Source organism: Kitasatospora sp. NPDC048545 (genome assembly GCF_040651155.1).
In the GTDB taxonomy this organism is placed as follows: Bacteria; Actinomycetota; Actinomycetes; order Streptomycetales; family Streptomycetaceae; genus Kitasatospora.
Window position 1 is genome coordinate 37,720 of record NZ_JBEZIQ010000001.1, and the last position, 25,565, is coordinate 63,284.

Here is a 25,565-nt window from a genome sequence, read left to right on the forward strand (position 1 = left end):
CGTGAGATCCTGGAAGGCGACCCCGGCCGTGCGCCGGGGCGCAGCCCCAAGCCGCCGAGCCGGAAGAACACCGTGACCGTCACCGACCACAGCCAGCAGCTCATCACCGTCGCCGCGCAGGCGGCGGCCGACAAGCTCGCGAACAACATCATCGCCTTCGACGTCAGCGAGGTGCTGTCGATCACCGACGCCTTCCTGATCGCCTCCGCGAACAACGACCGCCAGGTCCGCGCGATCGCCGAGGAGATCGAGGACCAGCTGCGCGAGCAGCTGGACATCAAGCCGGTGCGCCGCGAGGGCGAGCGCGATGGCCGCTGGATCCTGCTCGACTACCTGGACATCGTCGTGCACGTCCAGCACTCCGAGGAGCGCTCCTTCTACTCGCTGGACCGCCTCTGGAAGGACTGCCCCGAGCTGACGCTGCCCGAGGACGCCCTGGCTTCCCGCAACCGCCCCGACGCCCACACCGACGTGGCCGGCAACGCCGTCGCCCCGGCCGACGACTTCGGCAAGCCCGAGGACCTGCACTGAGCCGCAGCGCGCGGGGCCCGCGCATCGTCTTCTGGAGGCACGGTCAGACCTCCTGGAACCTCGAATCGCGCTTCCAGGGCACCACGGACATCGAGCTGACCGGCCAGGGCGTCCTCCAGGCCCAGCGCGCCGCCCGGCTGCTCTCCGGGCTCCGCCCCGACCTGCTGATCTCCTCGGACCTCGAGCGCGCCCGGCGCACCGCAGAGGAGCTCGCCAAGGTCACCGGGCTCGACGTGACGCACCACGAGGGCCTGCGGGAGACCTATGCGGGCTCCTGGCAGGGCCTGACCAACGCCGAGATCCGCGAACGCTTCCCCGAGGAGTACGCGGCCTGGGCGGCCGGAGAGCCGGTGCGCCGAGGCGGGGGCGGCGAGCTGGCCACCGAGGTCGCCGACCGCTCGGTGCCCGTGGTGCTGGAGGCCGCCGCCAAGCTGCCGGACGACGGCACCCTGGTCGTGGTCAGCCACGGCGGGACGATCCGCACGATGCTCGGACGGCTGCTCGACCTGGAGCCGGCCCAATGGGAGCGCTTCGGCGGGCTGTCCAACTGCTGCTGGTCGGTGCTCGGCCAGGGATCGCGCGGCTGGCGCCTGCTGGAGCACAACGCGGGAACGCTCCCGCAGCCGGTCATCGGCGACGACACCTGAGCGGTTCCGGCACGGGCGTCCGGGTGCGGGCGTCCGGCTCGGGCGTCCCGCTCGGGTGTTCCGGCTCGGGCGTTCCGGGTACGGGCGCCCGCCGCGAGGACGTGGCACGGGCGGGCGGGGGCCTCGAAGGAACGGATTTCGCAGTTCCGGCCCTGACCAGCTAGAGTCTTCCTCGTTCGCAGGGAAGGAACGCGGCCCGGAAGGGAAGCGGGAGATCCGGTGAGTGCGGGGCTATAGCTCAGTTGGTAGAGCGCTTGCATGGCATGCAAGAGGTCTGGGGTTCAATTCCCCATAGCTCCACTCCGCATCGGCGGTCGTGGTCAGCCAGGGTCGTCCGTGTCGCGGGGCTATAGCTCAGTTGGTAGAGCGCTTGCATGGCATGCAAGAGGTCTGGGGTTCAATTCCCCATAGCTCCACAGTAGTTCGGGAGGCCGTCACCCATCGGGTGGCGGCCTCCCGGCGTTTCGTCCCGGGGTTCGCGCGGGCGTTGGGCCCGTCGCCCTCCCTGAGTGCCCGTCACAGCTCGCAGATGTGCGTCCAGCCGCCCGGCGGCAGCGAGTCGAGCTGCTCCACCCGCTCCTGGTCCTCCGGGCTCGCCGGCACGTACACCACGATGTAGCACTCCGGCACGCCCGGCATCGTCAGGTAGGTGGCGTTCAGCCGCAGCACCCCGAGCCGCGGGTGGCGGAACAGCCGCAACCAGGTCTCCGGCGGTGCCACCTCCTGCCGGTCCCACAACTCCCGGAACAACGCGCTGCGCGCCGACAGCCGCTGCACGTGCTCCTCCCAGGCCGGCTCGCCCACGTGCTTGCCGTAGGCCGAGCGCAGCACCGCCACCATCCGCGGCAGCGCCTCGTCGCGGTTCCCGCACGGGTTGCAGCACGGCGGGGCGGTCAGCATGCACCAGAGGCTGTTGAAGGCGGCCCCGCGGGACGGGCGCATCCGCTCGGTGCCGAACAGCGAACGGTACGGCCCGTTGTAACTCAGCACGTCGAACCGGGTGTTGGAGACCGCCGCAGGCAGCGGGGCGAGCGAGTCCAGGATCACCCGGATCGACGGGCTCAGCTCCGGCGGGGCCGGCTGCGCGTGCGGCGACGGGGACATCCCGGCCAGCCGGAACAGGTGCTCGCGCTCGGTGCCGTCCAGCCGCAGCGCCCGGGCCACCGCGAGGAGCACCTGCTCGCTGGCGTTGATCGGCCGTCCCTGCTCCAGCCACGTGTACCAGGTGACCCCGACCCCGGCGAGCTGCGCGACCTCCTCGCGCCGCAGCCCCGGAGTCCGGCGGCGCAGCCCCGGCGGGAGCCCGACCTCCTCCGGGGTCACCCGCGCCCGGCAGGCCTTCAGGAAGCGGGCCAGCTCGGAGCGGCGGCGGTCGCGCCCGCCCGGGGCGGCAGCGGGGAGTTCCTCCAGGACGGTCATGGCCACCATCGTGCCGCAGGCCCGGCGGGCGATACAGGTGCTGCCAGTACCAGGATCAGCAGGCTCTAACCACCAGTACCGGCAGGGCCGCAGGCTGGTGGCCATGACGGACCTCCAGATCCGGCCCGGCGTGGCCGGAGGCACCACCGCAGTCCCGGCCGTACGGCCCGGGCTGCTCCTCACGCTCGTCCTGTGCGGACAGTTCATGGCCGTGCTCGACGTCTCCATCGTCAACGTCGCGGTACCCACCATCCGCACCGACCTCGGCGCCTCGGGCGCCGCCCTGCAGCTGGTGATCGCCGGCTACACCATCGCCTACGCCGTACTGCTCATCACCGGGGCCCGGCTGGGCGCCCGGTACGGCTACAGCCGGCTGTTCCAGCTCGGCCTGGCCGCCTTCACCGCCGCCTCGTTGGCCTGCGGCCTCGCCCCGACCACCGGCTGGCTGATCGCCTTCCGGCTGCTCCAGGGCGCCGGCTCGGCGCTGATGGTGCCCCAGGTGATGAGCCTGCTGCAGCGCACCTTCACCGGCGCCGCCCGCACCCGGGCACTCGGCCTCTACTCGGCGGTGCTGGCCGGCGGCATGGCACTCGGCCAGGTGCTCGGCGGCGTGCTGGTCAGCGCCGACCTGTTCGGCAGCGGGTGGCGGCCCGTCTTCCTGGTCAACGTGCCGATCGGCGTGCTGCTGCTGGCGGCCGGCGCCCGGCTGCTGCCCCGGCTCCCCGGCGACGCCTCGCGCGGCTTCGACATCCCCGGCCTGGTGGTGCTCGGCGCGGCGCTCGGCCTGCTCGTGGTGCCGCTCGTCCTCGGCCACGAACTCGGCTGGCCCGCCTGGGGCTGGGCGATGATCGCGGGCGGCGTGCTGCTGCTCGGCCTGTTCGTGGCGGTCGAGCGACGGATCGCCCGGAACGGCGGGCAGCCGCTGATCTCCGGACGGGTGCTGAGCGCCCCCGGACTGCGGTCGGCGGCGGCCGGACTGTTCGCGATCATGGCGGCCTTCGCCGGCTTCATGTTCTCCTTCGCCCTGCACCAGCAGGCCGCGCTCGGCCACACCGCCCTGAAGGCCGGGCTCTGCTCGGCGCCCGTCGCGATCGGCTTCGGCCTGTCCAGCATGCACTGGCACCGGCTGCCCGGGCGGCTGCACGGGACCCTGCCGATGCTCGCCGGGGTGTTCCTCGGCGGCGGCTACCTGCTGCTGGGCCTGCTCCTCGGCGACGGCGCCGAGATCGACGCGGGGCCGCTGGCGGAAATGGCCGTGCTCGGTCTCATTGCCGGCTGCGCGTACGCACCGCTGTTCGCCCGGGCGCTCGCGGGCGTGGCACCCGAGGACGCGGCCGACGCCAGCGGGGTGATGGTGACCGTCATCCAGCTCGGGCAGGTGGTCGGGGTCGCGGTGCTCGGCTCGGTGTTCCTCGGACAGGTCGACCTGCCGGCGCCGGCCGCCGAGTCCGGGCACGCGCTGCGGACCACACTGCTGGTCAACGCCGTCGCGGTGCTGGCCGCCGCGGGCTTCGCCGCGCGCAGCCGACGGGCGGCGCGGTAGCGGACGAGCGCGTGCGTGGCCGCGGGTGAGGCGGGGGAGGGGGCGCGTGCGTGGCTGCGGGCGGGGGCCCGGGAGGGGGCGCGCGCGTGGCTCGGGGCGGGGGCGGTCGTGGGGGAACGCTTCCGGGAGGGCACCGGCAGGGGGCTCCCGGCGTCCTTCCGGGCGCCCCCGCGGCGGGCCTCGGGAAACGGATTTCTGGAGCACGCCCAGGACCGTGTAAAGTAATCGATGTCGCCGAGGGAAACCGGACGGAAACGGCCGAAAGACCCGGTGGCATCGCAGGTCAAGGGGCTATAGCTCAGTTGGTAGAGCGCTTGCATGGCATGCAAGAGGTCTGGGGTTCAATTCCCCATAGCTCCACAGAAGTCGAGAGCCGCCTCCCGGGTACGGGAGGCGGCTCTCTGCTGTTTCGACGCTCCCACCGGCGGGAGGGGCCGGAATCCCGCTACCGTCGTGCCATGGCCGATCTGGAGCGAAGGCGGAACGAGGAACTGGCCCGGATACTCCACCAGCTCGGTTGGAGCCCGGAACGGCTCGCCCGTGAGGTGAGCCTCGCACTGCCGCCGGGCCTGGCCATCAGCTCCACCGCCCCGTACAAGTGGCGCGACCGCGGCATGGTGCCGCGCAGCCCGCACGACCAGGCGGTCTGCGAAGTGCTCAGCCGCACCCTCGGCATCGCCGTCACCTACGAGCAGCTCTGGGGCCGGATGGGCGGCCACCGTGGCGCCAAGATCCTCTCGCCCCGGCTGCTCACCGACCCGTGGACCGCCGACACCGCCCAGACCGCGCTGCGCGAGGCCGCCACCGACGCCGGGCCGGTCCGCCTCACCGACCTCTTCCGCAACGCAGACCTCGACCAGGCCGCCGCCCGGCTCGACTCGCCGCCGCCACCCGTCGGGGGCGGCGAGGGCGCGCTGCGCGTCGAGGCCGGCCTGGTCGGCGAGCTCGGCCTGTCCTACCGCAGCAAACAACGCCTCGAACGCTCCTGCGGCGGCGGCCTCGTCCTCGGCCCCACCCGCGCCGAACTCGCCATGCTGGCGAAACTGCTGGAACTGGGCGCGTACGACGAGCGGCTGGGCCGCGAGCTGTACGGCACGGCCAGCCGGCTCGCCCGGCTGGCCGGCTGGGCCGCGTACGACCTCGGCCACGACGCCGCCGCCCAGCGCGCCTTCGTCGCCGCGCTGCGCGCCGCCCACGTCAGCGGCGACCCCAGGCTCGGGGTCGCCGTGCTCGGCGCGCTGGTGGTGCTCGCCACGCAGGGCCCCGGGGGCCGCGGCCTGGACGCCGTCTCCGCACTGGAAACCGCCCTGGAGACCCACGGCGCCGCCCTCGGCCCCAACGGGCGGGCCCGCCAGCTCGGCAGGCTCTCCCGCGCCCACGGCCGCCGGGACGAGCCGGAGCGGGCCGAGGCCGCCGCCACCCGGGCCTTCGCCGAACTGGACGGCGTGCCCGGTGCCGAGGAGGCCCGTGCCTCCCTCGCCGGGATGGTCGGCGAGGGACGGCTGGCGCTCGGCCGGTACCGGCCCGCGAAGGCCCTGCTCGCCGAGGCCGTGGCCGGGCTGGGGCCCGGGCGGGCGCGCTCCAAGGCGCTGCTGATGGTGCGCCTCGCCGAGACCCACCGGCGGCTCGGCGACCAGCGGGAGGCGGCCCGCACCGCGGCGCTGGCGCGCTCGCTCGCGGCGGGGATGCAGTCCGAGCGGCTGGCGAGGGCGCTGCGGGACTTCGACGCGGCGGGGCGGGCGGCGTCGCGGTGAGGTCGCCGTGGGGCTTTGGCTGCTGCTGTGGTCGGGCCGGGCTGGTCAGGCCGGTGGGCGTGGTGGGGTCGGTGGGGCGGAGCGGTGGGGCCGTCGTGGTGTCGCCGGGGTCGCGGGCCGAGGCCGCCGTGGCGCTGCTCGGAGGGCCGTCCCGGCGGTATACCCGGGAGCGCGCCGATGTGCTTGCGGTACCCTGAGCCCATGCGAACCGTGCGCCTGCTCCTTAGCCGGCCGCGCTGACCAGGACCGGCTGCGCCCTCGGGCGGTGCCGGAGTCGGCGTGGCGTCCCCTCCTGCGAGGGGCTTTTTTGTTTTCCGCCCCCGGCCCCGACCCGGGCGGGGTCCCACCGGCCGGGCGCCCGCACGGTTCGCCCACCGACATCGATGGAGCTTGAAGGACCATGAGCGAGACGACCCCTGCGTCCGGCGCGTCCGAGACCGCGACCGAGCCGTTCCGGTACAGCGCCGCGCTGGCGGCCGAGATCGAGTCCCGCTGGCAGGACATCTGGGAGAAGGAGGGCACCTTCCACGCCCCCAACCCCACCGGTGCGCTGGCCGACCCGTCGGCCGGTGACGTCGCCGCGAGGCCGCACAGCTTCATCATGGACATGTTCCCGTACCCCTCGGGCGCGGGCCTGCACGTCGGCCACCCGCTGGGCTACATCGCCACCGACGTCTTCGCCCGCTACCAGCGGATGACCGGCCACAACGTGCTGCACACGCTGGGCTACGACGCCTTCGGCCTGCCCGCCGAGCAGTACGCGGTGCAGACCGGCACCCACCCGCGGGTCTCCACCGAGGCCAACATCGCCAACATGCGCCAGCAGCTGCGCCGGCTGGGCCTGGGCCACGACCCGCGCCGCTCGATCTCCACGATCGACCCGGACTACTACCGCTGGACCCAGTGGATCTTCCTGCAGATCTTCAACTCCTGGTACGACGACACCGCCCGCAAGGCCCGGCCGATCACCGAGCTGATCGCCGCCTTCGAGTCCGGTGAGCGGCAGACCCCGGACGGCCGCCCGTGGGCGTCGCTGTCCGCCGCCGAGCGCGACGAGACGCTGGGCGAGTACCGCCTGGCGTACGCCAAGGAGGTGCCGGTCAACTGGTGCCCCGGCCTGGGCACCGTGCTGGCCAACGAAGAGGTCACCGCGGACGGCCGCTCCGAGCGCGGCAACTTCCCGGTGTTCAAGTCCAACCTGCGCCAGTGGATGATGCGCATCACCGCGTACTCCGACCGCCTGATCGAGGACCTGGACCTGCTGGACTGGCCCGAGGCCATCAAGCTGCAGCAGCGCAACTGGATCGGCCGCTCCGAAGGCGCCCGGGTGGACTTCGCGGTCGGCTCCGGCGAGCCGATCACCGTCTTCACCACCCGCCCCGACACCCTGTTCGGCGCCACCTACATGGTGCTGGCCCCCGAGCACGGCCTGGTCGACTCGATCGTCCCCGCCGCCTGGCCGCAGGACGTGCCCGCCGAGTGGACCGGCGGCGCCGCCACCCCCGCCGACGCCGTCGCCGCCTACCGCGCCACGGCCGCCGCCAAGTCGGACGTCGAGCGCCAGGTCGACGCCAAGGTCAAGACCGGCGTCTTCACCGGCGCCTACGCGACCAACCCGGTCAGCGGCGCGTCCGTCCCGGTCTTCATCGCCGACTACGTCCTGATGGGCTACGGCACCGGCGCCATCATGGCCGTCCCCGCCCACGACCACCGTGACTTCGCCTTCGCCCGCGCCTTCGCCCTGCCGATGCGCTGCGTCGTCGAGCCGACGGACGGTCGCGGCCAGGACCCGGCACAGTGGGACGACGCCTTCGACACCTACGACTCCGTCATCGTCGGCTCCGCCCGCGAGGAAGGCGACCTGTCGCTGGACGGCCTGAGCGTCGTCGACGCCAAGGCCCGCGCCACCGCCTGGCTGGCCGAGCGCGGCATCGGCGAGGGCACCGTCAACTACCGCCTGCGCGACTGGCTGTTCAGCCGCCAGCGGTACTGGGGCGAGCCCTTCCCGATCGTCTACGACGAGGACGGCGTCATGCACGCCCTGCCCGAGTCGATGCTGCCGGTCGAGGTCCCCGAGGTCGACGACTACTCGCCGCGCACCTACGACGCCTTCGACTCCAGCTCCTCGCCCGAGACCCCGCTGTCCCGCAACGAGGCCTGGGTCAACGTCGAACTGGACCTGGGCGACGGACCGAAGAAGTACCGCCGCGAGACCAACACCATGCCCAACTGGGCGGGTTCGTGCTGGTACGAGCTGCGCTACGTCGACCCGGCGAACTCCTCCGCAGTCGTCGACCCGGCCAACGAGCAGTACTGGCTGGGCCCCACCGAGACCAAGCCCGCCGGCGGCGCCGACCTGTACGTCGGCGGTGCCGAGCACGCCGTCCTGCACCTGCTGTACGCGCGCTTCTGGCACAAGGTGCTGCACGACCTGGGCCACGTCTCGTCCGTCGAGCCGTTCCACAAGCTGTTCAACCAGGGCATGATCACCGCCGACGTCTACCGCGACGAGCGCGGCTTCCCGGTGCCCGCCGCCGAGGTCGAGGAGCGCGACGGCCAGTACTCCTGGCAGGGCGAGCCGGTCAAGCGCGAAGCCGGGAAGATGGGCAAGTCCCTGAAGAACGCCGTCGCGCCCGACGACATCGCCGACGAGTACGGCGCCGACACGCTGCGCCTGTACGAGATGTCGATGGGCCCGCTGGACGTCTCCCGCCCGTGGGACACCCGCGCCGTCGTCGGCTCGTACCGCTTCCTGCAGCGACTGTGGCGCAACGTCGTCTCGGAGACCACCGGCGAGCTGGTCGTCACCGACGAGGCCCCGGACGAGGCCACGCTGCGCGCCCTGCACAAGGCCATCGACGGCATCCGCGGCGACATGGCCGGGCTGCGCTTCAACACGGCCGTCGCCAAGGCCATCGAGCTGAACAACTACCTGGTCAAGCGCGGCTCGACGCCGCGGGCGGTGGCCGAGCAGCTGGTGCTGATGGTCGCGCCGCTGGCCCCGCACGTCGCCGAGGAGCTGTGGCGCCGCCTGGGCCACGGCGAGTCGCTGGCGCACACCGACTACCCGGTCGCCGACCCGGCGTACGTGGTGGACGAAACGGTGACCTGCGTGGTGCAGATCAAGGGCAAGGTGAAGGCCCGGCTGGAGGTCGCTCCGAGCATCTCGGACGCCGAGCTGGAGGCGCTGGCGCTGGCGGAGCCGGCGGTCGTCGCGGCGATCGGCGGCGCGGAGGTGCGCAAGGTGATCGCGCGGGCTCCGAAGCTGGTGAACATCGTCACCGGCTGACACCGGCCGTGACCGACCGGGCGGGCGTCCTTCGGGGCGCCCGCCCGGTGCTTTCGGGCGGGGTGGTCTCGGACCGGTGCTCTCGGGCGGGGTGGTCTCGGACCGGTGCTCTCGGGCGGGGTGTTCTCGGTGCGTGCTTCGGCGCTCTGTGGGTGCGGCGCGGCGCGGTGTCGGACGGGCCCGGGCCCTCGGGGAGATCCCGGATCCTACCCTGATCTCCGGCCGCCGGGCCCGTTCGGGCCGCCCCGGCGAGCGATCCGGCGCTACCTTGGAACCCATGGCGATGCGGCCCGCGTTGGGTGCGGTGGGGGCCGAAACGGCGGCGGAAGGTGGCGCGCGATGGACGTGTTCGGCGTGATGATCGGCTTGGTCCTGCTCATCGGGATCGCGGTGGTCGCCATGGCGGTGGTCGGCACGGTCAAAGCGGCCAAGGCCGTCGGCGTGAAGATCGAGAAGCACGAGGCCAACGCCCGCCGTGCCGTCGAGACCGCTACCCTCAAGGCGAAGACGTACACCAGGATCGGCCCGCCCGCGCAGATCGCCACCGTCCGGCTCGGCCTGCGGACCTCGCTCGACGGCACCCGGCAGGTGCTGGAGGGCGGACTCGAACAGGACGGTCAGCTCAGCGAGTCGCTCGCCCTGCTGACCCGGCTCGACGCCCACGCTGCCGAGCTCGACGGCGAGCTGCGGATGCTCGAACGCGAGCCGGACACCGCGCGGATCGCCGCCAAGCTGCCGGAGCTCCGGGAGCGGGCCGAGCGGATCACGCACGCGGCGGAGACCATGCGCTGGGCCGCGCAGGACCGGATGCACCGGTTCGCGGACGACGAACTGCGCCGGCTCGGCCAGGAGTGCGAGAGCGAGGCCGGGGCGCTGCGGCACTGGGACGGTGTGGGACCCGATTCCGCGGGTTCGGCGGCGGGTTCCGGTGCGGGCACCGGCACCGGCGCGCGGCCCGGGTCGCGGCCGGGTGCGGGGGCCGGTTCGGGGGCTGGGGGACAGGCTCGGGCGGGGCTGACGGACGGGAAGAGCCGTCCGAGCGCCGAGGAACTGCTGGGGCTCGCCGACCCGCTGGCCAAGCTGGCGCAGCGGCTGCGGAAGCCGTCGACGGGATCCTCGGCGGGCTGACCCGCTCCCCGTCTCCGCCGGGACCTGTCGCCGGTCGCCGGTCGCCGGGCGCCGCGCGCCGGGCGTGCAGCGGGCGTGTCGAGAGCGCGTCGAGGGTACGTCGAGAGCGCGTCGAGAGCGCGTCGCGGGTATGTCGTGGCCGGGGCATGGCCCTTCGCCGACGGGCGCTGTCCTCGCGCACCAACGGGGAGTAACCTCCGCCTCATGCCCTCCGACCTCGCGCTTGTCACCGATTCCACGGCCTACCTGCCGCAGGAGGCCCTCGACCGGCACGGGATCACGGTGGTCCCGCTGAGCGTCGCGGTCGGTGACTCGGTCCTGAGCGAGGGCGTCGAGATCTCCCCGAAGGACGTCGCCGAGGCGCTACGCGGCAAGCAGCGGGTGACCACCTCCCGGCCGAACCCGGAAACCTTCGCGGCGACCTACCGGGCGGCCGCCGAGGCCGGGGCGAAGGGGATCGTCTCCGTACACATCTCGGGCGAGCTGTCCGGCACCGTCGAGGCGGCCCGACTGGCGGCCGCAGAGGCACCCGTACCGGTGCGGGTGGTGGACAGCCGGCTGGTCGGGATGGCGCTCGGGTACGGGGTGCTGGCGGCGGCCGAGGCGATCGCCGCGGGGCAGGGCCTCGCGGAGGCGGCCGAGGCGGCGGGCCGGCGGGCGGCGGACACCAGCGGGTTCTTCTACGTCGACACCCTGGAGCACCTGCGCCGCGGCGGGCGGATCGGGACGGCGCGGGCCCTGCTCGGGTCGGCGCTCGCGGTCAAGCCGCTGCTGCACCTGGACGGGGGGCGGATCGAGCCGCTGGAGAAGGTGCGGACGGCGTCGCGGGCGATCGCGCGGCTGGAGGAGATCGCGGTCGAGCGGTCGGGGGAGCGGGACGTCGACATCACCGTGCACCACCTGGCTGCCGAGGACCGGGCCGAACCGCTCGCGGAGCGGCTGCGGGCGCGGGTGCCGGGGCTGCGGGAGCTGTACGTCGGCGAGGTGGGGGCGGTGATCGGCGCGCACGTCGGGCCGGGGCTGCTCGCGGTGGTGGTCGCGCCGCGCTGACGGGGGCTGCGGGCAGGTGGGGTGTGGCCGACGGCGCGCGGGGCGTGGGGCCGGGGATCGGTGACGGGGCATCCTCTGGTCAACTTCCGAGGGTCTCGATCACTCGTGTGAGTGACGCGCTTTGTCCACAACCCCCGGGTTATCCACAGGATTTCGGCAATTTCTGCATGTCCGCCGGAGGACTCCTAGCGTCCTCGGCATGACGACCATGGGCCTGGGCGCGGCGAAGCGCCAGACGATCAACGAGACGGTGCGGCTGCGGATGGCGGCACTGCTGCCGGCGGGCGCCGCGCCGACGGACGGCGGCCGGGGCGCCGGAGGAGGCGGGGGCGCCGGCGGAGGCGGGGGCGGTTCCCCGGGGGCGGTCGAGGGCGCTGCCTCGACCGCGACGGGGGAGTGGCCCGCCACCGGGCCGCCGACGGGTGCGACGCCGTGGCCTCCGGGCGCGGACGGTCGAGCCCGTCCGGACCCCGTCATGGATCGGGACCCGGCCCCGGATCCACCGGATGCCGCGGCCCGCCCGCGCTTCGGTTCGTTCACTCCGGCCGTGGCGCTCGACCGGCGTGCGGTGGCCGGATTGGTCATCCTGCTGCTGTTCGCGGTCGGCTACGCCGTCCAGCACTTCTGGCTGGCCAGGCCGGAGACCGTCGCTGTTCCCGCGCTGGCAGCCGCCTCGGCGCATCAGGGTCCGGACGTGGCGGCATCCGTCGACGCAGCATCAGGGAGCGAGGCCGGTGCGACCGGAGGCGGCCCTGCCGGTGCGGCAACCAGGGCCGGTGCCGGCGCCGATAGCGGTGTCAGTGCGGCCGTCGTGGTCGACATCGGCGGACGGGTCCACGCCCCGGGGCTGCACACCCTGCCCGGCGGCTCGCGGGTGGCCGACGGCCTGCGGGCCGCAGGCGGCGTGCTGCCGGAGACGGACACCAGGAACCTCAACCTGGCACGCTTCCTGACGGACGGTGAACAGCTGGTCGTCGGTGAGCAGCCCGCCGCACCCGCGCCGGCCGCCGGAACTGCCGGCGACGGCGGACCGCCGGGGCCCGCCCTACCCCGGCCGGCAGTCAGCCTCAACCGTGCCACCCTCGAACAGTTGGACACCCTCCCCGGCGTCGGTCCGACCCTCGCCCAGCGCATCCTGGCCTACCGCACGTCGCACGGCTCCTTCCGCTCTCTCGACCAGCTCCGTCAGGTCAGCGGCATCGGGGCCCGTACGTACGCGGAACTCAGGCCGCTGCTCACCCTCTGACGCATCCGCCGCCCGCTCGTCGGCTCGTGCGCTCGTGCGCTCGTCCGTCCGTCCCGCTCGCTCCGAAGGGAGGTGCCGCCCTGTCCACCACCGCATCGATCCCGCACGCCCACCCCTCCGGCACCGACTTCCGACTGCTGTTGCCCGCCGTCTCGGCCTGGGTGGTCACGGCGGCGCTCCTCGGCCTGGAGACGAGGTACACAGCCCTCGTCCTCGCGACGGCGGGAGCCGCCGCGCTCGCGGCCGTCCTGCTGCTCGTCCGGCCGGGCGTCCTGCGCCGACAAGGGGCCGGGGTGACGCTCGCCGCCGTCCTGCTCACCGGAGCGGCGGCCGCGATCGCGACCCCGCTGCACACCGCCGACCTGCACCGGGGCCCGCTGCCCGAACTCGCCCGCGCGGCCGAACACACCGTGCCACGGTCGCCGGACGCTCCCGCCCGGGCGGTGGAGGTGGAGCTGACCATCGCGGGAGACCCCGAAGTCCGTACCTCCCGGGGCGGCACAACCGGTGGGCAGCCGCTGCTCACCGTGGACGCCCTGGCCGACCGGGTCACCCTCCTCCCGGACGGGCCGGCCACCCGGACGCGTACACCCGTGACCGTCCTGGTCCGAGGGGCCGACGGCGAGGCCTGGCAGCGGATGCTCCCGTCCCAACGGCTGTCCGTGGAGGTCGAAGTGCAGCCCGCGGGCGAGGGCCACGACACCGAATCCGCGGCGCTCCTGGTCGTCCACGGCCCACCCCTGCAGCTGGCACCGCCGAGCCTGCCCCAGCGGATCGCCGGACGACTGCGCGCCGGCCTGCGCACCGCCACCGACGGGCTCCCGCCGGATGCGCGCGGGCTGCTCCCGGGCCTGACCGTCGGCGACACCTCGCGGCTGCCCGACGACCTAGAAGACGCGTTCCGGGCCACCGACCTGGTCCACCTGGTGGCGGTCAGCGGAGCCAACCTGGCCATCGTCCTCGGTGCGCTGCTGGGCGCACCCGGCCAGGCAGGCACCCCGGAACGGCGCGGGCTCGCGCCCGTACTGGGGCTCCCCCTGCGCACCTGTGCCCTGCTCGGCACGGGGCTGACGCTGGCCTTCGTGACCGTGTGCCGCCCCGAGCCCAGCGTGCTGCGGGCAGCCGGGACGGGACTGATCGGCATGCTGGCCCTCGCCACCGGCCGGCCCCGTCAGGCGGTGCCCGCGCTCGCCGGGGCCGTTCTGGTGCTGATCCTGCTGGACCCGTTCCTGGCGCGCTCGTTCGGCTTCCTGCTCTCGGTGCTCGCCACGGCCGGGCTGCTCGTCCTCGGGCCGCACTGGGCCGAGGCCTTGCGGGCCCGGCGCTGGCCGCACCACCTCGCGGGCGCCGTCGCGGCGACGGCAGCCGCGCAGGCACTGTGCGCACCGGTGACGGTGGTGCTGTCCGGGCACATCAGCCTGGTCGGCATCCCGTGCAACCTACTGGCCGAGCCGGCGGTGGCCCCGGCGACCCTGCTCGGTTTCGGGGTGCTCGCCCTGCATCCGTTCCTCCCGGCTCTGGCCCGTCTGCTCGCGGTGCCGGCCGGAGTGCCGGCCGGCTGGCTCGCCCTGGTCGCTCGACGCGGCGCCGAGCTGCCGGGAGGCCAACTGTCCTGGCCGGGAGGCTGGTTCGGGACAGTCACGGTCGCGGTAGCGGTCCTGGCCGTCTGCTGGGTGGCGCCGCTCCTGCTGCCCCGGCACACGGCGCCCGGCATCCGGGCGCCCGCCCGCCCACGGCGCAGGGCGGTCCGGGCTCTGGTGACCGGTGCGCTGCTGGTGGTCCTGCTGGCGGTGCTGCTGCGCCCGCCGCAACTCAGCCGGATCGCCACCGGCTGGCCACCGCCGGGGTGGCGCCTGGCGATGTGCGACGTCGGCCAGGGGGACATGTTGGCCCTTGCAGCCGGTGCGCCGGACAGCGCGGTGGTGATCGACGCCGGTCCGGATCCGAACGCCGCCGACAGGTGCCTGCGCGACCTCGGCATCACGACCGTGCCCCTGCTGCTGTTGACGCACTTCCACGCCGACCATGTCGAGGGCGTGCCAGGGGTGTTGCGAGGCCGCAAGGTCGGCGCGGTCGAGGGGACGACGTTGGACGAGCCGCCGGGCGAGGCGGCCCGGGTGGCGAGCTGGGCAGCCGGGGCCGGCGTTCCGCTGCTGCGGGCCGGCCGTGGCGAACGGCGCTCGATCGGAACGGAGTTGGCCTGGGACGTGGTGTGGCCCGTTCCCGGGTCGGACATCGAGGCGCCCGGCGCGAACAACGCAAGCGTCGCACTGATGGTGACACTGACAGGAGGACTACGGATGGCACTGCTCGGAGATCTCGAACCGCCGGCCCAGTCGGCCCTGTCGGGGCGGCTGGGAAGGGTCGACGTCCTGAAGGTCGCGCATCACGGTTCGGCCCATCAGGACTGGGGTCTGACCGGTGCTCTGCGGCCCCGGCTGGCGCTCATCTCCTGCGGTGAGGGCAACGCGTACGGACACCCGTCCCCGAAGACGGTCGACCGGCTGCGCGCGCTCGGTGCGGCGGTGCTGCGGACCGACCTGGCGGGTGACATCGCGGTGACCGGCGATTCCCCGGCCACCCTCGGTGTATCCGTCCACCCGCAGCCCGGGCACGCGGCCCACCGGCCGCGTGCCCGGGCCACGGCCGACTCCGCGGCCCCCACCCGTCCCGGACAGGCCCCGGGTGCACCGCGGGCCCCGCCCGGGTGAGCTCCGCTGTCCTCCTCCCAACCACCACGTGGGAAGGGAAAGGGGTAGGGAGTGGGGTTGGGAGGAAGCGTGGCTCTGCGGCGGCGGGCCCAGCAGAAACGTTTCGGCGCGCTCCGGGCCCGGCCCGGAGCGCGCCGAGAAATGAAGAGCCAAATTTTGCCCGTCATGCCTCCGGTTCAGGCCTCCTCGCGCCAACCTTCGTGTTCGGCGGCCAGGGCGTCGAGGGCGCTCAGCACGGCGGGGGTCCAGCCGGTGTCGGGTGCTTCGACGACGACGAGCCACTGGGCGTCCTCGGCGTCGTCCTCGCCCGCGAGCGAGTCGCGCACGATCTCTAGCTCGCCGAGGTCGGGTTGGGTGGCGCCGAGGTCCTCGGCCGCCTCTTCGGCGGCGTCGCGGTCGGGCAGGACGAGCAGCTGCCGGGCGTGCGGGTCGGCGACGTCCGGGAGGTCGGTGGTGTGGTTGTCGGTCACCCTGCCATTCTCCAGGCCGCTGGGTTCGGCCGTCCGGGTGGGCGGCTGGTCGGGCCGTCGGTCGGGCCGTAGTGTCCGCGGCGCGTGGGATGCTGGTAGGCGATGGCCAGGAAGAGTGCACCCGACGACCTGCTCGCCCCGCTGACCCTCGCGGTCGGCCAGGAGGAGTTGCTGCTGGACCGCGCGGTCGCCCAGGTGGTGGCGGCGGCGAAGGCGGCGGATCCGGACACCGACGTGCGGGACCTGCCGCCCGGCGGGCTGCAGCCGGGCAGTCTGGCGGAGCTGACCACGCCGTCGCTGTTCGCCGAGCGCAAGGTCATCGTCGTGCGCGCTGCCCAGGACCTCTCCGCCGACTCGGTGAAGGAGGTCAAGGCGTACATCGAGGCACCGGCCGAAGAAGTGATCATGGTGCTGGTGCACGCGGGCGGCGCCAAGGGCAAGGGCCTGCTGGACGCCGGGCGCAAGGCGGGCGGCCGCGAGGTGGCCTGCGCCAAGCTGACCAAGGCGAACGAGCGGTTGGCCTTCGTCAAGGGCGAGTTCCGGGCGCTGGGCCGCTCGGCGACGCCGGAGGCCTGCCAGGCGCTGCTGGACGCGCTCGGCAGCGACCTGCGCGAGCTGGCGGCCGCGTGTCACCAGCTGACTTCGGACGTCGAGGGCACGATCGACGAGACGGTGGTGGCCCGCTACTACAGCGGCCGGGCCGAGGCGACCGGCTTCGAGGTGGCCGACCTGGCGGTGACCGGCCGTGCGGCGGAGGCGCTGGAGCGGCTGCGGTGGGCACTGGCCGTCGGCCAGCCGCCGACCGGCATCACCTACGCGCTGGCCTCCGGCGTGCGCAGTATCGGGCGGCTGGCGACCACCGGGCGGAACATGCGTCCGGCCGACCTGGCCCGCGAGTTGGGCATGCCGCCGTGGAAGGTGGACCGGGTCCGCCAGCAGATGCGGGGTTGGACGGGCGACGGGGTGGCCACTGCGCTGACCGCGATCGCCCAGGCCGACGCCGCCGTCAAGGGTGGCTCGGACGACCCGGCCTTCGCCCTGGAGCGCGCGGTGGTCGCCGTCGCCCGGGCCGCACGGGCCGGCTCCCGCCCCGCCTACTGACGCGGCGGGTCTCGGCAGGGCTCGGCGGGTCTCGGCGTGGCCCGGCGCCATCCGGCACTAACCGGCGCTGACCGGAGGGGCTCGGCGCGGACCGTGGCGTCCCGCGCCGGGGCCTACTTCCGCATGGGCCTACTTCCGCATGGCCCGGATGGCGTCCTGTCCGTCGGACTGCAGGGCGCTGCGCAGGTCGTCCTTGGACGGCGGCTTGGCCTTCCCGTCCGTGTAGCTGGCGCTGTAGTTGATGTAGTAGGTCATCCCGCCGTCGCGGATGTCCAGCTCGGCGTAGATGCTGTGGTACTTGTCCGAGCTGTCGTCCTTGTACAGGAAGTACGCTTCCTCGCCGATCCCGGAGACGTCGGTGACCTGGTACCCGCGGGCCCGGTAGAGCTCCTTGTTGGCCTGCAGCTCGGGCGCCGGGTTGACCGCCTTGTGCAGGTCGGCGCGCAGGTAGACCGAGGCGTACTCGCTGTCGCTGTTGCCGCCGGTCCGCTTGAGGCTCATCGAGCAGTTCATGCTGTCCAGGGCCGGGTTCCGGTCGGTGTGGTGGGTCGGCGCGGAGGTGTCCGAGACGGAGTACGTCTGGAGCAGCTTGGTGGGCTTCCCGGTGGTGCAGAAGTCGTCGGAGAGGTGGTAGCTGCCGAGGCTGCGCGGCGAGGAGGCGCTGCTGACGATGCCGGGGACGGTCATCACGGCGGCGGTCCAGCCGGCCGAGGCGAGCACGGCGCCGACGAAGGCCCAGACGGCGTTGCGTCGCAGGTTCCCCCCGGAACCCGGCGCGCGGCCCCCCGGCACCGCCGTCATCCCGGGAGCGGTCGTCGTCCCCGCGGCCGCGGGCATGCCCGGGGCTGCGGGCAATCCGGGGGGCGGCCCGAAGCCCGGCGCGCCCGACGGAGGCTGCGCCCCCGGTACGGGCTGCGCGCCCGTGCCCTGCGGCTGCTGCTGCGGGAATCCGTACCCCGGCCCGTTCGGTGCCGGCGGTGGTGGCGTTGTCATGAAGTTCTCCCCCCAAACCCGGCGTCGGGGTGCTCCCCCCGCACCTCGATCGCACCTGACCGACCATAGCGGCCGGACCGGGGAACGCGACAGGCGCCGCAGTGGTCTCCGGGGAGGAGGCCGACTGCGGCGCCTGCCGTACTGCTTCGTGCACCGCACCCGCGTGGCGAACGCAGGCCGCGTGCGGTGCGAGTCTCGCTCGTCTCGGGTGTCCGGGTAGAGGGCCGGACCGTCCCGAGGCGGTCGGGGGTTCAGACCCCCGAGGGGCGTCAGGCCTGGGCGGCCGTGTTGACGCGCTTGGTGATGGCCGACTTCTTGTTGGCGGCCTGGTTGGCGTGGATGACGCCCTTGCTCACGGCCTTGTCCAGCGCCTTGGAGGCGGCGCGGGCCAGCACGACGGCCTTCTCGGTCTCGCCGGCGGCAGCGGCCTCACGGGCCTTGCGCAGAGCGGTCTTCAGCGAGGACTTGACGGCCTTGTTGCGCAGGCGCGCCTTCTCGTTGGTCTTGTTGCGCTTGATCTGGGACTTGATGTTCGCCACGAAAGAGCCTCAGTCTGTCTAAAGATGCTGAACGGGATCACACCGGGCGGCCGTCGGACCAGCTGAGAGGGCATGCCGAGGCCAGGTGCAGCTGACCACGCTACCAGGGCCCGCCGCACGCCCCAAACCGGGCTCCCGTCCGCGGACCGTCGCGCGCGCCGCCCTGCGGACCGCGTCCGGACTGCCCAGGGAGCGGCCCCCGGAAGCGCTCCCGGCCCGCCCCCGGAAGCGGCCCGGAGCGTCCCCGGACCGCCCCGGTTGGCCCCTCGGACCGCCCCCGCGCGCGCTACGCCGGACAGCCTCGGCCGGGGCTACGCGTCGAGCAGCGGCTCGCCGTAGTGCTCGACCTCGGGGAAGGGCCGGTAGTAGTGGTGCAGGAGCGCGCGCCAGCGCTGGTACTCGGGGGAGGTGCGGAAGCCCTCGGTGTGGTCGGCGAGGGTGTCCCACTCGACCTGGAGGAGGAAGCGCGAGTCGCGCCCCTCGTCGAGGCAGCGCCGGAGCCGTAGGGAGCGGAAGCCGCGCTGGACGGTGATCAGCGGGCGGGCCTCGGCGAAGGCGGCGAGGAACTCGTCCTCCCGGCCGGGCAGGACGTCGAGCAGGGCGCTTTCGAGGATCACGGGAGCCATCCTGCCGCCCGGTGAGGGGGGCGGGAAGGGCCGGACGGTGCCCGAACGGCAGCAGGGCCCGTGCTCGTGGGAGGATGGGAGGAACTATTTCGATCGGACGAGACTGTCCGGTCCCCGGGAAACCGGTCAGTGATGACCCGGACGCCCCCGGCCCCGGACCAACGGAGAATCGGACCAAGGTGCCCGCGACCCCCAGCAATGTGCCAGAGCCCAGCCGTACCGACCCGGCGCTGATCCGCAACTTCTGCATCATCGCCCACATCGACCACGGCAAGTCGACGCTCGCAGACCGGATGCTGCAGATCACCGGCGTCGTCGACCCCCGGCAGATGCGTGCCCAGTACCTCGACCGCATGGACATCGAGCGTGAGCGCGGCATCACCATCAAGTCGCAGGCGGTCCGCCTCCCGTGGGCGCCGAAGACCGGCTCGAACGCCGGGACGACGCACATCCTCAACATGATCGACACCCCGGGCCACGTGGACTTCACGTACGAGGTGTCCCGCTCCCTCGCCGCGTGCGAGGGCACCGTCCTGGTGGTCGACGCGGCCCAGGGCATCGAGGCGCAGACCCTCGCCAACCTGTACCTGGCGCTGGAGAACGACCTCACGATCGTCCCGGTGCTGAACAAGATCGACCTGCCGGCCGCGCAGCCGGAGAAGTACGCCGCCGAGATCGCGCACATCATCGGCTGTGACCCGGGTGACGTGCTTCAGGTCAGTGCGAAGACCGGCCTCGGCGTCGAGGACCTGCTGGACCACATTGTCGACACCATCCCGGCCCCGGTCGGCGTCAAGGACGCCCCGGCCCGCGCGATGATCTTCGACTCGGTGTACGACTCCTACCGCGGCGTGGTCACCTACGTCCGTGTTGTCGACGGCCAGCTGACCAAGCGCGAGCGCATCGCGATGATGTCGACCGGCGCCACCCACGAGCTGCTGGAGATCGGTGTCATCTCGCCCGAGCCGAAGGTCGCCGACGGCCTCGGCGTCGGCGAGGTGGGCTACATCATCACCGGTGTGAAGGACGTCCGGCAGTCCAAGGTCGGTGACACGATCACCTCGATGCACAAGGGTGCGACCGAGCCGCTCGGCGGCTACAAGGACCCGCGCCCGATGGTGTTCTCCGGCCTCTACCCGCTGGACGGCTCGGACTACCCGCTGCTGCGCGACGCCCTGGACAAGCTGCGGCTCAACGACGCGGCCCTGGTGTACGAGCCGGAGACCTCGGTCGCGCTCGGCTTCGGCTACCGCTGCGGCTTCCTCGGCCTGCTGCACCTGGAGATCATCCGGGAGCGCCTGGAGCGCGAGTTCAACCTCGACCTGATCTCCACCGCCCCCAACGTGGTCTACCGGGTGATCATGGAGGACGGCACCGAGCACACCGTCACCAACCCGAGCGAGTTCCCCGTCGGCAAGATCGCCGAGGTGTACGAGCCGGTCGTGCGCGGCACCATCCTCGCGCCCAACGAGTTCGTCGGCGCGATCATGGAGCTCTGCCAGTCCCGCCGCGGCAGCCTGCAGGGCATGGACTACCTCTCCGAGGACCGGGTCGAGCTGCGTTACACCCTCCCGCTCGCGGAGATCGTCTTCGACTTCTTCGACCAGCTGAAGTCCAAGACCCGCGGTTACGCCTCGCTCGACTACGAGCCCATCGGCGAGCAGACCGCCGACCTGGTCAAGGTCGACATCCTGCTGCACGGTGACGCGGTGGACGCCTTCTCGGCGATCGTCCACAAGGACAAGGCCTACGGCTACGGCGTGATGATGGCGGGCAAGCTGCAGAAGCTGATCCCCCGCCAGCAGTTCGAGGTGCCGATCCAGGCGGCCATCGGCTCCCGGGTGATCGCCCGTGAGACGGTCCGCGCGATCCGCAAGGACGTCCTCGCCAAGTGCTACGGCGGTGACATCTCGCGCAAGCGCAAGCTGCTGGAGAAGCAGAAGGAAGGCAAGAAGCGGATGAAGATGGTCGGCCGCGTGGAGGTCCCGCAGGAGGCCTTCATCGCCGCGCTGTCCACCGACGCCGAGGCGCCGAAGGAAAAGAAGTAACCGAGGCGAGCCGAAGGGCCCGGGTGTCACGCCCGGGCCCTTTCGCGTTCCCGCGGGGCATTCCGGCGGCGGGGGCGCCGCAGCGGAACGCGGCGCGGGTCGCCGCGGCGGTCACTTCAGGGCGCTGAAGACGGCCGAGACGATCCCGGCCTTGGCCAGCCGGCCCATGGTGCCGGTGAACACGGTGGGCTTCATCGAGTCGTCGGCGTGGACCAGCTGGAGCAGCCCGTCCCGTCGGCCGAGGCTCACGCACTGCACGACGTACCGGAACGAGAACGGCTTCCCGGTGCGTCCGTCGAGCAGCTTGCCGACGTACTGGCCTTGCGGCAGGGCGGTGGCGCAGCCCATCCGCAGGGTGCCGACGCCGGGGACGGTGACGGCGGCGGCGTCGCCGACCACGTGGACGTCCGGGTGCGAGACCGAGCGCAGGTGGTCGTCCACCAGGGCCCGGCCGCGTTCGTCCACGGCCAGCCCGGCTTCGGCGGCGAGCGGGTGCGGCTCCATCGAGGCGGCCCAGACGGTGAGGTCGGAGTCGATCGGGCCGGTGGTGGTGCGCAGTCCGTCCGGGGTGACCCCGGTGACGGTGGTGTTCTCGTGGATGTGGACGCCGAGCCGGTCGAGGACGCGCCGGACGTGGGTGCGGCCCTTGGGTGAGTAGATGCCGCCGACCGGGCCGGCTGCGACGATCCGCACCGTCCAGTCGGGGTGGGCTTCGGCGAGTTCGGTGGCCAGCTCGATGCCGGTGGCGCCGCCGCCGACGACGGCGAGCGTGCCGGGCCGGTCGGCTTCGCGGATCCGGCGCCGGACCTCGGCGGCGCGTTCGGCGGGGAGGGCGTGTTCGGCGGCGCCGGGGACGCCGTGCCAGGCGGTGCGGCTGCCGAGGGCGTAGACCAGGGTGTCGTAGGCGAGGCTGGTGCCGTCGTCGAGCCGGACCCGGTGGCCGGCGAGGTCGAGTTCGACGGCGCGGGCCCGGTGGTGCCGGATCGTGCGGCCGCGGGTCAGTTCGCCGATGGCCGGCCAGTCGCGGCTGCGGCCGGCCGCCGCCTCGTGCTGGCGGATGCGGTGCAGGAGCCGCTCCTCGGGGGCGACCAGGGTGACGTCGTGGTGCCGTCCGGCGCCCTTGGCCGCGGTGAGTCCGGCGTACCCGGCGCCCAGGACGACGATCCGCTTTCCGGTGGTGGTGGTGCTGGTCATCTCGTCCGCCTCCGTTCGGTGCGCCCCCGTGGGGCGCTGTTCGGGAAGGGGACGACGCGGCCGGTCGGGATGTGACCGTGACCCGCGTCACAGCGCCGCGGAGGTCCGGGCAGGGGCCTCCGGGGCCTCCGGGGCCTCTGGGGTCTCCCGGGGTCTTCGGAGGTATCCGGGGGTGCCGGAGGGTCGTCGGGGAGTCGTCAGGGGGCCGTGACGGGGCTGATCCGGCCGAGCTTCTCGGGGTTGACGACGACGTACGCTTCGGTGATCCGTCCGTCGGTCACGGTGAAGGCGAGCACGCCGCCGACGGTGCCGCCGGCCCGGTCGTACCAGACGAGGCCGGGTTCGCCGTTGACCAGGGCGTGGCCGATCGCCGTGTCGGGGGTGAACCACTTGGCGACCAGGCCGGCCACCATGCGGGACACCCGGTCGGCGCCGTGGATGGGGCGGACGCCGGCGCGGACGATGCCGCCGCCGTCGGAGTGCCAGACCACGTCCGGGTCGAGGACCTCCATCAGGGCGAGGATGTCGCCGCGGCTGCTGGCGGCGGCGAAGGCTTCGACCGCCTGACGGTGCTCGGCGGTGCCGGTGCCGCCGCCGCGCCGGCTGCCGTCCTTGACCCGGCGGCGGGCCCGGGAGGCGAGCTGGCGAGCGGCGTCGGGGGAGCGGTCCAGCGAGGCGCCGATCTCCTCGAAGCCGACCGCGAAGACGTCGTGCAGCACGAAGGCGGCCCGCTCGGCCGGGGAGAGCTGTTCCAGGACGGCGAGCAGGGCGAGCGAGACGGACTCGCCGCGTTCGGCGAGGTCGGCGGGGGTGTCGGGGCCGTCCGCGTAGGAGACGGCCGGTTCGGGCAGCCACTCGCCGTAGTAGGCCTCCCGGCGGGCCCGGGCGGAGCCCAGCTGGTCGTAGCAGAGCCGGGTGACGACGGTGGTCAGGAAGGCGCGGGGGTCGGCGACGGTGGAGCGGTCGGCGGCCTGCCAGCGGAGCCAGGCGTCCTGCAGGACGTCCTCGGCGTCGGTGAAGGAGCCGAGCAGGCGGTAGGCGACCGAGCCCAGGTAACGGCGGTTGGCCTCGAAGGCGTCCGGGGCGGCCGGGGGCTGGTCGTCGATCACGGGCCCAAGGTAGCTCCCGCCGGGCCCGGTTGCGAAGACCGGGGCGGGCGGGGCGGGGCCGGGCCCGGACGCGCGAAGGGCCGGGGCGGAAGGTTCCGCCCCGGCCCGCCGGTCCGCCTCGCGTCAGTCCACCTCGGCCACGGCCTCCGCGAACTGGGCCTGGTAGAGCCGGGCGTAGGCGCCGTCGGCGGCGATCAGTTCGTCGTGCGAGCCCTGCTCGACGATCGAGCCGTTCTCCATCACCAGGATCACGTCGGCGTCCCGGATGGTGGAGAGCCGGTGGGCGATCACGAAGCTGGTGCGGCCGGTGCGCAGCCGGGCCATGGCCCGCTGGATGAGCACCTCGGTACGGGTGTCGACGGAGCTGGTCGCCTCGTCCAGGACCAGGATGGACGGCTGGGCGAGGAAGGCGCGGGCGATGGTGATGAGCTGCTTCTCGCCGGCGCTGACGTTGGCGCCCTCGTCGTCGATGACGGTGTCGTAGCCGTCCGGGAGGGTGCGCACGAAGCGGTCGACGTGGGCGGCCTTGGCGGCTTCGACGACCTGTTCGTGGGTGGCGCCGTGGGCTCCGTAGGCGATGTTGTCGGCGATGGAGCCGCCGAACAGCCAGGTGTCCTGGAGAACCATGCCGATGCCGGAGCGCAGGTCCTCGCGGGACATCGCGGAGATGTCGACGCCGTCGAGGGTGATCCGTCCGGAGCTGACCTCGTAGAACCGCATCAGCAGGTTGACCAGGGTGGTCTTGCCGGCGCCGGTGGGGCCGACGATGGCGACCGTGTGGCCGGGTTCGACCTTGAGCGAGAGGTCCTCGATGAGCGGCTTGTCGGGGTCGTAGCGGAAGGAGACGTCCTGGAAGGCGACCCGGCCGTGCACGGCGTCGGGCTTCTCGGGAACGGCCGGTTCGGCGCTCTGCTCGGGGGCGTCGAGGAGTTCGAAGACGCGCTCGGCGGAGGCGACGCCGGACTGGACCAGGTTGGCCATGCTGGCGACCTGGGTGAGCGGCTGGCTGAACTGCCGGGAGTACTGGATGAACGCCTGCACGTCGCCGATGGACAGGGCGCCGCCGGCGACCCGCAGGCCGCCGACGACGGCGACCAGCACGTACTGCAGGTTGCCGATCAGCATCATCGCGGGCTGGATGATCCCGGAGATGAACTGGGCCTTGTAACTGGCTTCGTACAGGGCCTCGTTGTGCTCGCGGAAGGTTTCGGCGGCCTCGCGCTGGCGGCCGAAGACCTTGACCAGGGTGTGGCCGGTGTACATCTCCTCGATGTGGGCGTTGAGCTGGCCGGTGGACTTCCACTGCTGGACGAACTGGGGCTGCGCCCTCTTGCCGACCTTGGTGGCGACGACCACCGAGACCGGCACGGAGACCAGGGCGATCACGGCGAGCAGCGGGGAGATCCAGAACATCATGGCCAGCACGCCGACCACGGTGAGCAGCGAGTTGACGACCTGTCCCATGGTCTGCTGCATGGACTGGCCGATGTTGTCGATGTCGTTGGTGACCCGGCTGAGGACTTCGCCGCGCGGCTGCTTGTCGAAGTAGCTGAGCGGCAGCCGGGCGAGCTTGGCCTCGACGTCCTGGCGCAGCCGGTAGCTGGCGAGCTGGATGGCCTTGGTGGCCAGGCGGCCCTGGAAGACTCCGAAGACGGCGGAGGCGACGTAGATGCCGAGCACCCAGAGCAGGACGGTGCCGATGGCGCCGAAGTCCATGCCCTGGCCGGGGGTGAAGTCGACGGCGGAGAGCAGGTCGGCGACGCCGCCCTGGCCGTGGGCGCGCAGTCCGTCGATGACCTGGGCCTTGGAGGTGCCGGGTGCGAAGCGGGCGCCGACGACGCCAGCGAAGATCAGGTCGGTGGCGTTGCCGAGGATCTTGGGGCCGATGACGGCGCAGCCGATGCCGAGCACGCCGAGGAGCAGGACGCCGACGAGGATGTTGCGTTCGGGGCGCAGCAGGCCGAGGACGCGCTTGCCGGAGCCCTTGAAGTCCATGGACTTCTCGGCTCCCTGGCCGCCCATGAAGCGGCCGGGGCCGGCGGGGCCGCGGCGGGCGGCGGCGGCCTGGGAGTCGGTGGTCAGTCCGCCGGCGGCCTTGGCCGGGGCGGCCGGTGCCGGGCCGGGTTCGGTCAGATCGGCTTTCGCGGTGTCCGCGGTGTCCGCGGTG

General features: G+C 73.2%; 19 protein-coding genes and 3 tRNA genes. 14 read left to right on the forward strand and 8 right to left on the reverse strand.

What is annotated here, in order from left to right; genetic code table 11:
- Window positions 1-72: 72 nt before the first annotated feature.
- The 4 genes from rsfS to AB0D10_RS00175 all read left to right on the forward strand — a co-directional run bounded on the left by rsfS (window position 73) and on the right by AB0D10_RS00175 (window position 1,594).
- Window positions 73-531, forward strand: coding sequence for a ribosome silencing factor (gene rsfS / locus AB0D10_RS00160; protein ID WP_360248638.1), 459 nt, complete (start codon window positions 73-75; stop codon window positions 529-531).
- Window positions 528-1,178 carry a histidine phosphatase family protein gene (locus tag AB0D10_RS00165; RefSeq protein WP_360249691.1) on the forward strand — a complete coding sequence of 217 codons (651 nt, stop codon included), beginning with the start codon at window positions 528-530 and terminating at the stop codon, window positions 1,176-1,178. The genes rsfS and AB0D10_RS00165 overlap by 4 nt, the downstream gene beginning before the upstream one ends.
- A gap of 227 nt (window positions 1,179-1,405) precedes the next feature.
- Window positions 1,406-1,478: transfer RNA gene (locus AB0D10_RS00170), tRNA-Ala, on the forward strand.
- 43 nt (window positions 1,479-1,521) lie between these two features.
- Window positions 1,522-1,594 (forward strand) — tRNA-Ala (locus tag AB0D10_RS00175).
- Between the two features lie 100 nt (window positions 1,595-1,694).
- On the opposite strand, the gene AB0D10_RS00180 is transcribed toward AB0D10_RS00175, so the two are convergent.
- Window positions 1,695-2,597 carry a helix-turn-helix transcriptional regulator gene (locus tag AB0D10_RS00180; RefSeq protein WP_360248641.1) on the reverse strand — a complete coding sequence of 301 codons (903 nt, stop codon included), beginning with the start codon at window positions 2,595-2,597 and terminating at the stop codon, window positions 1,695-1,697.
- Window positions 2,598-2,700: 103 nt separating this feature from the next.
- Between AB0D10_RS00180 and AB0D10_RS00185 the strand changes: the two genes are divergently transcribed.
- From AB0D10_RS00185 to AB0D10_RS00220, 8 genes are all read left to right on the forward strand, one after another.
- The gene (locus AB0D10_RS00185; protein ID WP_360248644.1) at window positions 2,701-4,140 is read left to right on the forward strand and encodes an MFS transporter; all 1,440 of its coding nucleotides are present in this window, start codon (window positions 2,701-2,703) and stop codon (window positions 4,138-4,140) included.
- Between the two features lie 287 nt (window positions 4,141-4,427).
- Window positions 4,428-4,500: transfer RNA gene (locus tag AB0D10_RS00190), tRNA-Ala, on the forward strand.
- A 98-nt stretch (window positions 4,501-4,598) separates the two neighbouring features.
- Window positions 4,599-5,894, forward strand: coding sequence for a hypothetical protein (locus AB0D10_RS00195; protein WP_360248647.1), 1,296 nt, complete (start codon window positions 4,599-4,601; stop codon window positions 5,892-5,894).
- Between the two features lie 400 nt (window positions 5,895-6,294).
- The gene (gene leuS / locus AB0D10_RS00200; RefSeq protein WP_360248650.1) at window positions 6,295-9,183 is read left to right on the forward strand and encodes a leucine--tRNA ligase; all 2,889 of its coding nucleotides are present in this window, start codon (window positions 6,295-6,297) and stop codon (window positions 9,181-9,183) included.
- Between the two features lie 339 nt (window positions 9,184-9,522).
- Complete coding sequence (locus AB0D10_RS00205; protein ID WP_360248653.1) at window positions 9,523-10,311, forward strand: hypothetical protein; 789 nt, start codon at window positions 9,523-9,525, stop codon at window positions 10,309-10,311.
- Between the two features lie 204 nt (window positions 10,312-10,515).
- Entirely contained in the window at window positions 10,516-11,361 is an 846-nt protein-coding gene (locus AB0D10_RS00210) for a DegV family protein (RefSeq protein WP_360248656.1), read from the forward strand.
- 199 nt (window positions 11,362-11,560) lie between these two features.
- A complete protein-coding gene (locus tag AB0D10_RS00215) occupies window positions 11,561-12,607 on the forward strand; it encodes a helix-hairpin-helix domain-containing protein (protein ID WP_360248659.1) in 1,047 nt (348 codons plus the stop codon).
- 26 nt (window positions 12,608-12,633) lie between these two features.
- Entirely contained in the window at window positions 12,634-15,318 is a 2,685-nt protein-coding gene (locus AB0D10_RS00220; RefSeq protein WP_360248662.1) for a ComEC/Rec2 family competence protein, read from the forward strand.
- A gap of 176 nt (window positions 15,319-15,494) precedes the next feature.
- On the opposite strand, the gene AB0D10_RS00225 is transcribed toward AB0D10_RS00220, so the two are convergent.
- Window positions 15,495-15,788: a hypothetical protein gene (locus AB0D10_RS00225; RefSeq protein ID WP_360248665.1), complete on the reverse strand. Its 294-nt coding sequence runs from the start codon at window positions 15,786-15,788 to the stop codon at window positions 15,495-15,497.
- 102 nt (window positions 15,789-15,890) lie between these two features.
- Here AB0D10_RS00225 and holA point away from each other — a divergent pair, with 102 nt between their 5' ends.
- A complete protein-coding gene (gene holA / locus AB0D10_RS00230) occupies window positions 15,891-16,889 on the forward strand; it encodes a DNA polymerase III subunit delta (protein ID WP_360248668.1) in 999 nt (332 codons plus the stop codon).
- A gap of 129 nt (window positions 16,890-17,018) precedes the next feature.
- Here holA and AB0D10_RS00235 read toward each other — a convergent pair whose 3' ends face one another.
- The 3 genes from AB0D10_RS00235 to AB0D10_RS00245 form a co-directional block, all read right to left on the reverse strand.
- Window positions 17,019-17,690: a hypothetical protein gene (locus AB0D10_RS00235; protein WP_360248671.1), complete on the reverse strand. Its 672-nt coding sequence runs from the start codon at window positions 17,688-17,690 to the stop codon at window positions 17,019-17,021.
- Window positions 17,691-18,151: 461 nt separating this feature from the next.
- Window positions 18,152-18,421, reverse strand: coding sequence for a 30S ribosomal protein S20 (rpsT, locus tag AB0D10_RS00240; protein ID WP_329931122.1), 270 nt, complete (start codon window positions 18,419-18,421; stop codon window positions 18,152-18,154).
- A 311-nt stretch (window positions 18,422-18,732) separates the two neighbouring features.
- Entirely contained in the window at window positions 18,733-19,038 is a 306-nt protein-coding gene (locus AB0D10_RS00245; RefSeq protein ID WP_360248674.1) for an antibiotic biosynthesis monooxygenase, read from the reverse strand.
- Between the two features lie 188 nt (window positions 19,039-19,226).
- Between AB0D10_RS00245 and lepA the strand changes: the two genes are divergently transcribed.
- Window positions 19,227-21,095: a translation elongation factor 4 gene (gene lepA / locus AB0D10_RS00250; RefSeq protein ID WP_360248677.1), complete on the forward strand. Its 1,869-nt coding sequence runs from the start codon at window positions 19,227-19,229 to the stop codon at window positions 21,093-21,095.
- A gap of 111 nt (window positions 21,096-21,206) precedes the next feature.
- Here lepA and AB0D10_RS00255 read toward each other — a convergent pair whose 3' ends face one another.
- The 3 genes from AB0D10_RS00255 to AB0D10_RS00265 form a co-directional block, all read right to left on the reverse strand.
- Window positions 21,207-22,289, reverse strand: coding sequence for an FAD-dependent oxidoreductase (locus AB0D10_RS00255; RefSeq protein ID WP_360248680.1), 1,083 nt, complete (start codon window positions 22,287-22,289; stop codon window positions 21,207-21,209).
- Between the two features lie 197 nt (window positions 22,290-22,486).
- Entirely contained in the window at window positions 22,487-23,398 is a 912-nt protein-coding gene (sigJ, locus tag AB0D10_RS00260; protein ID WP_360248683.1) for an RNA polymerase sigma factor SigJ, read from the reverse strand.
- Between the two features lie 123 nt (window positions 23,399-23,521).
- A complete protein-coding gene (locus AB0D10_RS00265; protein ID WP_360249694.1) occupies window positions 23,522-25,420 on the reverse strand; it encodes an ABC transporter ATP-binding protein in 1,899 nt (632 codons plus the stop codon).
- Between the last annotated feature and the right edge of the window lie 145 nt (window positions 25,421-25,565).